The organism is Rhabdonatronobacter sediminivivens, assembly GCF_013415485.1.
In the GTDB taxonomy this organism is placed as follows: Bacteria; Pseudomonadota; Alphaproteobacteria; order Rhodobacterales; family Rhodobacteraceae; genus Rhabdonatronobacter; species Rhabdonatronobacter sediminivivens.
Window position 1 is genome coordinate 187,103 of record NZ_JACBXS010000001.1, and the last position, 12,387, is coordinate 199,489.

Sequence of the window (12,387 nt, forward strand, 5' to 3'; positions counted from 1 at the left end):
GCTGCTCCCCGGCACGCCCGAAGGTTCATTCAGTCATCAGGCCGCAAGCGCAAAGGCCCGCGATTCGATATCCACGACCAGCCGGCCGATCTCGGCCAGCGGTCGATAGAGCCGCGCACTGGGCGCCACGGCCAGGTCATCCATGAACTGGGCCGCCCAGGGGGCAATATGCTGGCGAAAGAAGTCTGCCTGCTGTTCGGCGCTGACCGGCAGCGTGCCATCAGCCATATCGGCCATGACCTCGAACAGAAGGGCGATGTGATCTTCGGGTTCATGCCGCCCCTCGGCGCGGGCCACACCCAGCGCGATCAGGTCACGGCGCAGATCGGCCAGGGGCCGTTCATTCAGGAAACCGGTCAGATAGAAACTGGCATAGGGCAGCAACTCACCCCGGCCGACACCGATGAACAGCTCGAAGAACTCGCGCTCGACCAACCTGGGGTCGGCGCCATCGGCCTGCCGCGCAAGCGCGTCGAACGCCTGGCCCAGCGCCGTCTGATCACCCTTCAGTTGCGCAATGCCCTGAAGCGTGGCCGCATTCGGGGCCGCGCTGAACATGCGCGAAAGAAAGCGATACTGTTCGCTGCGTGCGGCGTCTATGCGATCCGTTGCTGACCCGGACACGGGCTGGCTGCGTTCCATCGATTCTTGCTCACGGCTCCCATGCGCAATTGCATGCGCTTGCATGCAGAATAGTGCGAGACTCGGCAAATTGTCCAGCTAAAGTGACACGTTGCATGAAGGCGGGCATATCCGACCATGGTCGCATACCGGTCACGTCGGACGCGCACCTCCATGCCGGGCCCGGTCCGGCCCCCGAACCCCCGCCGAACTGGCCTTTTCCCCGGCAGGTTCCGTGCCCGGAACCGAAGCCCCTGAAGGGGTTGGCGCAATCTTCGGGGTGGGCTCCGGCGCTGGCGCAGGCTCATGACGCTCCGGTTGGGGCTCCGGGTGGGGCCCCGGGTGGGGCTCTGGGCGGGATTCAACTTGCGGCCGAGCGTTGACGGGGGTTGCATCAGGCAGCGCGTCATCCTGCCCGGCCGTGACCTCGGGCGCCGAGGCGTTCCGGGGCACCTCGCGCAGCGCGCGCAACATTTCGGCGGCGCGTTCCGGCGTGGCGGCAAGCCCGTCGCCCGGCACGCCGCCGGGGGTATTCCAGTCCCAGGCGTAATCCACCGCAGGGTCCGCATGATCCCGGATCGCCGGGGTCAGCAGCCACATCCGGCGCAGGGCAGCGTTCTTGAGTGTCGCGGGAACGCCGGGCCGCAAGAAGCCGCGGATGTCCGCGCCAGGGACCAGATCCTCGACCTTCGGCAGGGCCGCCAGGTCCTCGGGGGTGATGGGCACCCGTCTGGGGTCTGCCGCGGGTTCAGGCGGCGGCGCGGCGTCGCTGGACGGGTCGCTGACCGGGGGGGCTTCGGCCTCGGCCTCTGCGGCGTTCGCGTCCTCGGACCGTTTGCGCCGGGACCAGCGGCTGAAGAAGCCGTCTTCGCGAGGGTCATCATGGGGGCGGCGGGGCATGGGTCAGGTTACCTCTTGCGCGGCGGGGTGTTCACCCATTTGTCCTGCGGCTGCAGGACGCGCGGGGCGCGGGCGGTCATGGCATTGGGGTCCACGGGCAGGCGCTTGCGCTTCTTGAACGGCATGTCGACATGGTATTGCGCGACAAACTCCGACACCATGGCGGCGATGGCTTCGGGCATCGGCAGCGCCTCGACCATCAGCGCCAGGTCCGAGGCATAGCCCTCGCCCTCGTAGGGGTCGGCGGTGATGCAGACGACCTCGGCCCGGGCCGGGTCCTGGCCGCGGATTGCCACCCAGAGCGCCGCCCGCCCCGAGGCCAGATTGTCCCGGTGATGCCCGGTATCGCCGGAATAGAGCGTCATGTCGCGCGCGCCCAGATACCATGTTTCAACCCCCTCCATATTGGACACCAATGTGTTGGGCGCGGTCTGCGGAACCGGCATCAGCAACCCCGAGGGGCGCAGCTCTCCGGGCCCCCAACGGGTGACGGGCGGGCGGCGCAGGGCCAGCACACCAAGGCGGACGGATTTCTGCGGCATCGGGTGCCTCCCCTCAGTTCAGGACCGGCTCGGCCAGCGGCAGCCCGGTCAACAGGTTCTGCGGCTTCATGCGCAGCGCCCCATCCGCGCCCAGCCCCATGATCAGCCAGACCGGATGCCCGGCCAGCGCCGGGCGGACCGCGCTGGTGTCGTCAAACTCCAACCGGAACAGCCCGGCAAGGGTGGCGGGCAGCGGGCGGCCCTGCCACAGCGCATTGCCGATGGCGGTGCCCGCCGGGTCCAGCCCGACGAACCAGCGCAGGTCCACATCATCGGCGCGGGTCTGGGCCGTCACCGTTACCGAGAGATTCAGCATATGGCGCAGGAAGGCGGCAATCGCTTCAGCCATGCCGCGCCGGGCTTCCGGGTCGCCGCCGAAATTCAGCACGGTCGTATGCGCGTCCGAGCGCGACCAATAGGTCCATTCGTTGCCGCCGCCCAGCACATCCAGCCCCTCCACCCCGCCGGAAAACATGGCCGTCAGCGGGCTTTCGTGCATCTCGGCCTCGTAGAGCTGCACCAGTTCCTCATCGGCCAGCAGCAGCTTGTCATCTTTCACATGCGCGCGCTGGGGGCGAAAGAAACATTCCGCCGCGCGCAGCACCTGCGGGTCGTTGCAGCCATCCAGCGCGTTGCGCATGATCAACTGCACCAGTTGCGAGAGGAAAACCTGCGGCATCTGCACGCCCTCGCGCATGATCGCGGCATAGCCCTCTTCCACTGTGCCGGCGGCCAGCAGCCTGTCGCGCAGCCCCAGCAGAAAGCGCCAGTTTTCCTGCGCGTCCGGGTCTTTCAACGCGCGCAGCTCCATCTCGGACACCTTGGCCCGTGGCTTGTCCAGCAGCCGCCGGTGCAACGCACGCTCGGCCGCGCAGGCTTCGGGCGGGGGCAGCACCTCGGGCCGGGCCAGCCAGGCCAGGATCAGCTCATCCGTGACCAGCATCCGCCCCGCCGCATTCAGCCGTGTCAGATGATGCCCCGAGGCCACCCAGAATTCCGGCATCAGTCCCGCCCCCGCAGATCAAACAGGTCAATATGGTCGTCGGCCTCTTCCTCGACAAAATGAAAGGCGCGGTCATGGCCCTGCAGATGCGTGCCGGAAAAGGCGGTTTCATCGCGCGGTTTCAGGGTGCGGAACTGTTCGCGGATGGCGCCATCATCAAAGCGGCGATGCAGCGCGACCAGCGTGTTCTCCGCGTGCCCGGCGCAGAGGCTTTCGGCCAGGGCGATCTCTTCCTCGGCCGCCGGGCGCGCGGCATCGACCGAGGGCGCGCCCAGATGCGCCACCAGCCCTTCGGCCAGCCGTTCGACCGCTGCAGCGCGTTCGGCGGGCGTGGCCGGTTGCAGTGTGACCAGCGTGGAATGGCCGAAACTGTCGATCCCCAGAAAGCCCGAGCGAAAGGCGATAGCCTCTTTCCGGCCCAGGCTGTCAGGGGCACGCCCCCAGAACAGGAACGTCCCCGGCACCGCCCATTCGCCGGGTTCCGCCGCCTGCGCAAACACCACCGCATCCGATCCGTCCAGCCGTATGGTGCGCGGCAGCAGGCTCACAGCACCGGCCCCGCATCGTCACGCCAGCCGGTGGCGCCCAGCGCGTCGAGCAACGGCGGCGAACGGCGCCCCCCGGCGGCGGGGGTGATCTCCACCAGCCGGTCGCCCTCGATCCGGCGCACCCCGCGCAAGAGCGGCGGATCAATGCGCATCAGGTAGCGGTTGGTCACGGCGTCGATCCCCTCATGCGTCCAGCGGTCGAAATAGAGCATCAGGTAGCTGGCAAAGGTGCTCACGATATCCTCGGGCGCATCAAAGGCTTCCTCGGCCAATGAGGTGCTGTCGGGCAGGCGGCCCGGTTCGGCCAGATGGTCGCGGTCGGCGATCAGCTCGGCGGCAAAGACCATCCAGTCGGGCACATCCCCCGCGCCTGTCCCGGGCGCCACGGCAAAGCGCCCGCCCCCCAGCCGTGCCTTGTCAAAGCGGATTTCATCGGGCCAGACCAGCCGCACCGCACGTTCGGGCGGGCAATGGGCAGCCAGCGCATCGGCCAACGCCACCATGCCCAGCACAAAGGCCATCTGCGCCTGCTCCAGCGGGGTTTCCGGTTCCAGCACCACCGCCAGATCCAACCGCCCCGGCACCTGCCGCAGCACCAGCGCGCCCGCCCCTTCCTCCGGGGCCAGCGCCACGGCATGGGCCAGCACATCGGGTGCCGCGGTGCGGTGCAACGTATAGGGCGGCGGCAGGTGGATACGCGGGTGCAAATCGATCTCGGCGGTCATGGTCCCTCCCGGGGGTGCTGTCCAATCGGCACCCAAAGGTCTATATGGCAGTCAGATAATGCACATCCAGCAGCGAGAAAAGCCCGATGGCGCCATCCGACCGCACCACCCTCATCTGCACCTGCGAAGACACCATGACCCTGGACCCGGCGCGGCTGGGCAGCGACGGGCGGCCCGCCAGCCAGCTTTGCCGCGCGCAACTGTCCCATTTTCACGAGGCCCTGGGCGCGTTTGCGCAGGTCACCGTGGCCTGCACCCAGGAAGCGCCGCTCTTTGCCGAGATCGCTGAATCCGGCGGCTATGAGGGCGATTTGCGCTTCGTCAACATTCGTGAGACCGCCGGCTGGTCCGAGGATGGCGCCAAGGCCGCGCCGAAGATGGCGGCGCTGCTGGCCATGAGCAACGTGGACCCCGCCCCGTTCGAGGTGGTGACGCTGGAAAGCGAAGGCGTGGCGCTGATCCTGGGCCGCGATGAGGTGGCGCTGGAGGCTGCGCAAGAGCTGGCACAGGTGCTGGACATCACCGTGCTGCTGACCCCGGGGGCCGAGGTGACGCCACCGCGCCAGACCGCTTTCCCGGTGCTGCAGGGGCGCATTCGCAGCGCAGAAGGCCATCTGGGCGCGTTCGAGCTGACGGTCGATGACTACGCCGCGCCCGCGCCTTCTTCGCGCGCGCGGATGGAGTTCGAGGCCGCCCGCGACGGCGCCGTGTCCCGCTGTGACCTGGTGGTGGATCTGACCGGCGGGCAGGCGCTGTTCCACGAAACCCGGCCCGGTTATCTGCGCGCAGACCCGCGCGACCCGGTGGCGGTGGCGCGGCTGATCGCCAGGGCGGCCGGGATGGTGGGCACCTTCGACAAGCCGAAGTACATCGATTTCACCCCCGATATCTGCGCCCATTCGCGCAATACCACCATCGGCTGCACCCGCTGCCTGAACCTCTGTCCGACGGGCGCCATCACACCGGCGGGCGATTCGGTCGCCATTGACCCCGCGATCTGCGCAGGCTGCGGCCAATGCGCGAGCGCCTGCCCCACCGGCGCCGCCGCCTATGCGCTGCCCGCGGTGGATACCGTGGCCGCAAAGCTGCGCGCAGGGCTGGGGGCGTGGTTCACCGCCGGGGGCAAGGCCGCGCCGGTAATCCTGTTCCACGACGAAGACCACGGCGCGCCGGTGATCGACGCGCTGGCCCGCTTTGGCCGCGGCCTGCCCGCCCATGTAATCCCGCTGGCGGTGAACGAACCCACCCAGATCGGCCCCGAGGCGCTGGCCGCCGCCCTCGCCTATGGCGCCGGTGGCGTGCGGGTGCTGACCCGCGCCCGCCCGCGCGAGCCGCTGGTCGGGCTGGAGGCCACCTTGGCGCTGATGGCCACCATCTGCACCGAAACCGGCCATCCCGCCGATGCCTGCGCCCTGATCCAGAGTGATGACCCCGATGCCCTGGCCGAAGCCCTCTGGCAGCCCGCGCCCGCCGCCCGCGCCACCCGCGCCAGCTTCCTGCCGCCCGAGGACAAGCGCGGCCTGCTGACCCTGGCCATGTCCGAACTGAACCGTACCGCGCCGCAGCCCGCCCAGCGGATCGCCCTGCCGCCGGGCGCGCCCTTCGGCGCCGTGGCGCTGGATCTGGACGCCTGCACCCTGTGCCTGTCCTGCGTATCGGTCTGCCCGATGGGCGCGCTGTCGGACAACCCGGACCAGCCCATGCTGCGCTTCACCGAAAGCGCTTGCGTGCAATGCGGCCTCTGCGCCGCCACCTGCCCCGAGGATGCCATCGCCCTGATCCCGCAGATGGATTTCGCCGCCTGGGCGGCCCCGCGCCGCGTGCTGAAGGAGGAAGAGCCCTTCGCCTGCACCGAATGCGGCAAGCCCTTCGGCACCAGATCCAGCATCGACCGGGTGCTGGAACGGCTGGACGGGCACTGGATGTTCACCGGCCCCGAAGGCACCGAGCGCCGCCGCCTGCTGACCATGTGCGAGGACTGCCGCACGCAGGAGGTCGTCAAGGCCGGGTTCGACCCGCATGACAAGGTCGGGGGCTGAGGGCGTGGCGCCCGCGCAGCGGGTGCTGCTGCTGGGCGCCACCGGCACCATCGGGCGTGCGACCCTGGCCGCGCTTCAGGCCCGCGGGCACCGTGTCACCTGCGCGCTGCGCCCCGGCACCTCTCCGCCCCCCGGGGCGACAGCCATCACGCTGGACCTGAGCAACCCGCAAGCCAACCTTGGCGCAGCGCGGTTCGATACGCTGGTCTCGTGCATGGCCTCGCGCACGGGCGCCCCCGCGGATGCCTGGGCGGTGGACCATGACGCGCATGTCACCGCGCTGGCCGCGGCGCAGGCGGCGGGCGTGGGGCATGTGGTGCTGCTCTCGGCCATCTGCGTGCAAAAACCGCTGCTGGAGTTTCAGCGCGCCAAACTGGCCTTCGAGGCCGCGCTCATGGCCTCGGGGATAGACTGGACCATCGTGCGCCCCACGGCGTTTTTCAAGTCGCTCTCGGGTCAGGTGGCGCGGGTGGCGGCGGGCAAGCCGTTTCTGGTGTTCGGCGATGGCCGGTTGACCGCCTGCAAACCGATCAGCGACCGGGATCTGGGCGCCTATCTGGCCGATTGCGTGACCGACCCTGCGCGGCGCGGGCGCGTCCTGCCCATCGGCGGGCCGGGACCGGCACTCTCGCCCCTGAATCAGGCGCAGATGCTGTTTGACCTTACCGGCCAGCCGCAACACATCCGCCGGATGCCGCTGGCGGTGATGGACGCGATCATCGCCACGCTGAGCGCCATGGGCCGCCTGTCGCCTCGCGTGCGCGCCAAGGCGGAACTGGCCCGGATCGGACGCTACTACGCCACCGAATCCATGCTGGTCTGGGACGCCACCCGCGCCCGCTACGACGCCAGCGCCACGCCTGAAACCGGTACGGACACCCTGCGCGACCATTACGCCGCCCTGCTGCACGGCAAGGTCAGCGACGACCGCGGCGCACATGCGGTGTTCTGAACGCCAAGGCGCTGGCCGCACCGGCACCATAGCCCGCGCGCAACAATCCGCACCCCCCAAACCGGGATCCGGCCCCATCCCCGAGCATCCGCCAGACCACCCCGTCCCGTCCGCCGCGCGCGTCGGACAGCCCCCGCGCGGTGCGCAGGGTGGGTGGGTGGGCGCGGCGCGCGGCGGCTTGCAGCATCGGCCAGGGGCGCGCAGAGGGCCGCGAAGGGGCCGAGCTCCTCACAAGTCCCTTTCACAAGACCCGCTCACAGGCCGCGCGCCATGTGATCCGGGTGCGCGCCCGCAACATGGTCGCGGGCAACGGACAGGGATTTCAGGATCGCATGCACCTCTTGCCCGGGCTGCAGGTCCAGCTGTTCGAGCGCGCGGCGGGTGATCCGGGCCAGGATCTCATGCCCGCCGACGTCCACATGCACGATCGCCCCGGGCCCCGCCCCCGACACCACCCGCGCCACATGTCCCGCCAGTATGTTCTGCGCCGACAAACCCTCCGGGCGGGAGCGCGACAGGATCACATCATGCGCCATGATCCGCACACGCAGGCGGGTTCCCGGCGGGCCTTCGACACGGGGCAGGAACAGCGGCCCTGTCGGCGCCTCCAGCTGGCTCAACCCATCGGGCAGATGCGCCGCAATGGTCGCGGGCAGCATCGCCGCCAGTTCCCGGATACCCATGGCACCCAGGGCGCGCGGGTCGGCCATGACCTCGGCCGTGGTGCCTGCGCGCAGAACCCTGCCCTTGTCGATCACCACCATCCGGTCAGCCAGAAGCTGCGCCTCGTTCACATCATGGGTGACCAGCACCACCGGCATCCGCAGATGCGCGCGCAGGGCGATGATCTCGGCGTAGAGCCTTTCGCGCGTGGCCCGGTCCACGGCGGAAAACGGCTCATCCAGCAGCAGCGCCTGCGGGCGGCGCGCCAGGGCCCGGGCCAGGGCCACACGCTGCTGCTGCCCCCCCGAAAGCTGCGATGGCCGCCGCCCGGAAAGTCCCTGCAGGTTCACAAGGTCCAGAATCCGCGTGGCCTCGGCCGTGTCGCGCGCAGCCATCGCCGCCATGACATTCTGCAGGGCGGTCATATGTGGAAACAGCGCATAGTTCTGAAACACATACCCCACCCGGCGGCGGTGCGGCGGCAGGTTTACACGCGCGGCCGTGTCCAGCCAGGGCACGCCATCCACCGAAACGCGGGCCACCTCGGGGCGCCAGAGCCCGGCGATGGTGCGCAGCAGCGTGGTCTTGCCTGACCCGGAATGCCCCACCAGCGCCAGCAACTCGCCTGGTTCCACGCGAAACGCCACCTCCAGCGGGATCGGTGCCGCAGCCCGGGCCATCACCTCCAGCGCCATCAGGACCGCCCCCTCATCCCAGACGGCGCCCCAGGCGGGCCGAGAGCGCAAAGGTCACGGCGATGGTGACCAGCGAAATCGCCACCAGCACCGCCGACATGACTGCCGCCGCATCGGTGTCAAAGGCCTGCACCCGGTCATAGATGGCAATGGCTATGGTGCGGGTTTCCCCGGGGATCGACCCGCCCACCATCAGCACCACGCCGAATTCCCCCAGCGTATGGGCGAAGGTCAGCACCATCGCGGTGACGACCCCGGGCCATGCCAGCGGCAGTTCCACCGTCCACAGCGACCGCCAGGGCGACATCCCGCAGGTGGCCGCGGCCTCGCGCACTTCGGCGGGGATGGCCTGGAACCCGCGCTGGGCAGGCTGCACCGCAAAGGGCAGGTTGAACAGCAAAGAGGCCACCACCAGCCCCGGAAAGGAAAACACCAGCGGCTGCCCGAACACCCCCGCCCAGGCCTGCCCCAGCAGTGACTCCCGCCCGAAGCTGACCAGCAGATAGAAGCCCAGCACCGTCGGCGGCAGCACCAGCGGCAGCATCACCAGCGCTTCGACCAGTGCCTTGCCGCGGAATTGCCGAAAGGCCAGGAACCGGCCCATCAGCACCGATACCGGCAGCAAGATCACCACCGTCCATCCCGCCAGATGCAGCGAAAGCGAAAGCGCCGTCCAGTCCATCGCTCACTCCCCCGGCAGGACGAAGCCGTAACGCTCCATGATCGCGCGCGCGGCGGGTTGCATCAGGTAGTCATAGAAAGCCTCGGCCACCGGCCCGGCGTTGCCCAGAAGCGCCATGCGCTGGCGCAGCGGTTGGTGCCAGTCCGCGGGGATCAGCTCCCAGGTGCCGCGCGGGGCGACCTGCGGCGCCAGCGCCAGGGATTGGGCGACGATACCCCCTTCGGCATTGCCCGAAAGGGCGAATTGCGCGGCCTGGCTGACATTTTCGCCCAGCACCATGACGGGTTGCAGGTCCTCCCACAGCCCGCGCGAGATCAGCGCCTCACGCGCGCGCATCCCGTAGGGTGCATGTTCGGGGTTGGCGATGGCGAAGCGGGTGATCTGTCCCGCCGCCAGCATTTCGGCCAGGGTGTCCAGCTCCGGATCCGGCACCAGCGCCGAGCCATGCGGCGCCATGATCACGATCCGGCCGATGGCATAGAGGTCGCCTGCGTCGCGCGTCAGGCCCTCGGCGTGCAGATCGGCGATGAACTGCTCGTCGGCGGCCATGAATATCTCGAACGGCGCACCTTCGCGGATCTGGCGCGCGAAATTGCCGGTCGAGCCCATGGCCAAGCGCACCTGCATCCCGGTCTCGGCGGTAAAGGCCGCGGCGATCTCCTCCATCACGAATTGCAGGTCCGAGGCCGCGGCCACCACCGGCGCCGCGCCCTGCGCCGCAAGCGGCATGGCCCCCAGGGCAAGGGCCGATGCAGAGGCCAGAAACTGGCGGCGTGCAAGGGTTATCGGCATGCATTGCTCCGGCATCAGCTATGGCCAAGGGTATCGCAGGACGCCCGCTGCCCGCTCAAGGGCGATGTCACCGCGGCGCGCAGGCAGCCAGACAGAGCGATGGCACGCAACCGGACCGGCCCGCGCCCGTTCCAGGCCCGGCCTCATGCAGACGCCTTTCGCGCCATGGGGTGCTGTGTTCAGTCATCCGTGGCGCCCCCCTCAGCGCCGTTTTCGCCCGCCGGGTCGAGGTCTTCGGCGGCCTCGGTCAGCACGCCACTCTCCCAGCTGCCGGCCACCGTCTCGCCGGTGGCATAGCGCAAGACGCCCTGACCATGGCGCTGACCGGCGCGGAACTCGCCTTCGTAGACATCCCCGGTGGCATAGGTGGCCACGCCCGTCCCTTCGATCTGCCCGGCCACCCATTCGCCTTCATAGATGAAGCCCGAGGCCATCTCGATCCGGCCCGTCCCGTGGCGTTCCCCATCGGCAAAGCTGCCGGTATAGACGCCGCCATCGGGGAAGCGCATCTCACCCGCGCCATGCATTTCGCCCTGGCGCCACTGGCCCGTATAGACCCGGCCATCGCCGAAGGTCATGGTGCCGTCTCCATCGCTCAGCCCACCCAGAAAGCCACCTTCATAGACCATGCCATCGCCGAAATCTGCCCGGCCCTGCCCTTCGAAAACGCCTGCGACCCACGCGCCCTCGTAGCTGGAGCCATCGGCATAGGTGATGGTCCCCTGACCCTCGGGCAGGCCACCGCGAAAGCTGCCCTGATAGACCGAGCCGTCGGGCTGGGTCAGTGTGCCCTCACCCTCGATCTGCCCGGCCACCCACATGCCTTCGTAGCGCAACCCGTCCGGCCCCTGCAGCACCCCCAGCCCCTGGCGCAGATCACTCTCGAAACTGCCGTCAAAGACGCGCCCGTCGGCATGGATCACCCGGCCGACCCCATGGCGCAATCCGGCGCGAAAGCTGCCTTCGTAGATATCGCCATCGGGCTGGACCAGACGGCCCTCGCCATGCAGCTGCCCCTCTTGCCAGGCCCCGTCATAGATCAGCCCGTCGGGGCGCTCCAGCCGGCCCTGGCCGTGGCGCTGGTTGTCCACCAGGGCGCCGGTATAGACGGTGCCATCGGGATAGGTGCTGGTGCCCTGCCCCTCGCGCGTGCCCATGACCCAGTCACCTTCGTAGCGATAGCCGTCCGGGCGCTCCATGACGGCAGTGCCATGGGGCTGGCCATCGACAAAGCCGCCGGAAATGGTCACACCGTTTTCGAACCTGCGCAGGCCCTCGCCTTCGATCCGCCCGTCCACCCAGTCGCCTTCATAGGTGGAGCCATCGCCAAAGGTCATGGTCCCCTGCCCGTGCGGGCGGCCATCTACAAAGGCACCTTCAAAGACCGAGCCATTGGGATACCGCGCCAGCCCCTGCCCGGTGATCGCGCCTTCGACCCATTCGCCGGTGTATTCAAAGCCGTTGGGCAGGCGGTAAGTGCCCTGTCCGTGCTGCAACCCGTCGCGAAACTCGCCTTCATAGATGCCGCCATCGTCATACTGGCGGGTCTGCACACCGTCGATCTGGGCGAAAGCGGGCACGGCAAGCGCGACCCCAAGCGCTGCGATCACCGCGCGCGCGTGTTGAGTGCCAGACATGATGACGCGTGTCCCCCTGCTGTTTTGCGGGGAGGGTAGTAGCGCCCGCGCAGGCTGGCAAGGCCTTTTCCCTTGCGCGGGTGTGAGGCGGGCGGCAGTGTGGCGGCACCGGCTTCGGGGGGCAGGATGAGCGACGCGGACAAGGCTTACGCGCTGGCGCAGGAGAAGATTGCGGAGTTTGCCCGGACGGGGGCGGATTGGCTGGATGTCGGCGGCGGGGAGTTCCGCGCCCTCGACCGCCTGCCGCCCGAGATTGGCAGCCTGAAGGGGGTGGAAACCCTCCATCTCTACAACACCCGGATCACCGACCTCACACCGCTGACAGACTTGACAGGACTAAAGACCCTTGTGCTCGAGAACAGCAGGATCAGCGACCTCTCGCCGCTGACCTGCATGACGGGCTTGAAGGATCTCTACCTCGACAACAATCCGATAACCGACCTATCGGCAGTCGCAAAAATGACGGGGCTGCAGAGTCTCACCCTCAAAAACAACCGGATCACAGACCTCGCGCCGCTGACCTGCATGACGGGCTTGAAGGATCTCTACCTCGACAACAATCCGATAACCGACCTATCGGCAGTCGCA

Annotated in this window: 13 protein-coding genes; 3 read left to right on the forward strand and 10 right to left on the reverse strand. The window is 68.8% G+C overall.

Annotated elements, in window-relative coordinates; all coding sequences use genetic code 11:
* Positions 1–36: 36 nt before the first annotated feature.
* The 6 genes from HUK65_RS00860 to HUK65_RS00885 all read right to left on the reverse strand — a co-directional run bounded on the left by HUK65_RS00860 (position 37) and on the right by HUK65_RS00885 (position 4,339).
* Complete coding sequence (locus HUK65_RS00860) at positions 37–642, reverse strand: TorD/DmsD family molecular chaperone (RefSeq protein WP_235441676.1); 606 nt, start codon at positions 640–642, stop codon at positions 37–39.
* A 132-nt stretch (positions 643–774) separates the two neighbouring features.
* On the reverse strand, positions 775–1,521 hold the full coding sequence (locus HUK65_RS00865; RefSeq protein WP_179904224.1) for a DUF3306 domain-containing protein: 747 nt from the start codon (positions 1,519–1,521) through the stop codon (positions 775–777).
* Between the two features lie 8 nt (positions 1,522–1,529).
* Positions 1,530–2,063: a DUF3305 domain-containing protein gene (locus HUK65_RS00870; protein ID WP_179904225.1), complete on the reverse strand. Its 534-nt coding sequence runs from the start codon at positions 2,061–2,063 to the stop codon at positions 1,530–1,532.
* A gap of 13 nt (positions 2,064–2,076) precedes the next feature.
* Positions 2,077–3,066: a DUF6352 family protein gene (locus tag HUK65_RS00875; protein ID WP_179904226.1), complete on the reverse strand. Its 990-nt coding sequence runs from the start codon at positions 3,064–3,066 to the stop codon at positions 2,077–2,079.
* Entirely contained in the window at positions 3,066–3,614 is a 549-nt protein-coding gene (locus HUK65_RS00880; RefSeq protein ID WP_179904227.1) for a DUF6505 family protein, read from the reverse strand. Before HUK65_RS00880 ends, HUK65_RS00875 begins: the two co-directional genes overlap by 1 nt.
* The gene (locus HUK65_RS00885; protein WP_179904228.1) at positions 3,611–4,339 is read right to left on the reverse strand and encodes a biotin/lipoate--protein ligase family protein; all 729 of its coding nucleotides are present in this window, start codon (positions 4,337–4,339) and stop codon (positions 3,611–3,613) included. The genes HUK65_RS00880 and HUK65_RS00885 overlap by 4 nt, the downstream gene beginning before the upstream one ends.
* Positions 4,340–4,425: 86 nt before the next feature.
* Here HUK65_RS00885 and HUK65_RS00890 point away from each other — a divergent pair, with 86 nt between their 5' ends.
* Together HUK65_RS00890 and HUK65_RS00895 are read left to right on the forward strand one after the other, a co-directional pair.
* Entirely contained in the window at positions 4,426–6,378 is a 1,953-nt protein-coding gene (locus tag HUK65_RS00890) for a 4Fe-4S binding protein (protein WP_179904229.1), read from the forward strand.
* Positions 6,359–7,330, forward strand: coding sequence for an NAD(P)H-binding protein (locus tag HUK65_RS00895; RefSeq protein ID WP_179904230.1), 972 nt, complete (start codon positions 6,359–6,361; stop codon positions 7,328–7,330). Before HUK65_RS00890 ends, HUK65_RS00895 begins: the two co-directional genes overlap by 20 nt.
* 254 nt (positions 7,331–7,584) lie before the next feature.
* Here the strand turns inward: HUK65_RS00895 and modC are convergent, their stop codons facing one another.
* The 4 genes from modC to HUK65_RS00915 all read right to left on the reverse strand — a co-directional run bounded on the left by modC (position 7,585) and on the right by HUK65_RS00915 (position 11,799).
* Positions 7,585–8,688, reverse strand: a complete 1,104-nt coding sequence (gene modC / locus HUK65_RS00900) for a molybdenum ABC transporter ATP-binding protein (protein ID WP_179904231.1) — start codon at positions 8,686–8,688, stop codon at positions 7,585–7,587.
* A gap of 13 nt (positions 8,689–8,701) precedes the next feature.
* Positions 8,702–9,370 carry a molybdate ABC transporter permease subunit gene (gene modB, locus HUK65_RS00905; RefSeq protein WP_179904232.1) on the reverse strand — a complete coding sequence of 223 codons (669 nt, stop codon included), beginning with the start codon at positions 9,368–9,370 and terminating at the stop codon, positions 8,702–8,704.
* 3 nt (positions 9,371–9,373) lie between these two features.
* Positions 9,374–10,162, reverse strand: a complete 789-nt coding sequence (gene modA / locus HUK65_RS00910; RefSeq protein WP_179904233.1) for a molybdate ABC transporter substrate-binding protein — start codon at positions 10,160–10,162, stop codon at positions 9,374–9,376.
* Between the two features lie 179 nt (positions 10,163–10,341).
* A complete protein-coding gene (locus HUK65_RS00915; RefSeq protein ID WP_179904234.1) occupies positions 10,342–11,799 on the reverse strand; it encodes an MORN repeat-containing protein in 1,458 nt (485 codons plus the stop codon).
* A 126-nt stretch (positions 11,800–11,925) separates the two neighbouring features.
* Between HUK65_RS00915 and HUK65_RS00920 the strand changes: the two genes are divergently transcribed.
* On the forward strand, positions 11,926–12,387 hold a 462-nt coding region (locus HUK65_RS00920; protein WP_179904235.1), incomplete at its 3' end, for a leucine-rich repeat domain-containing protein.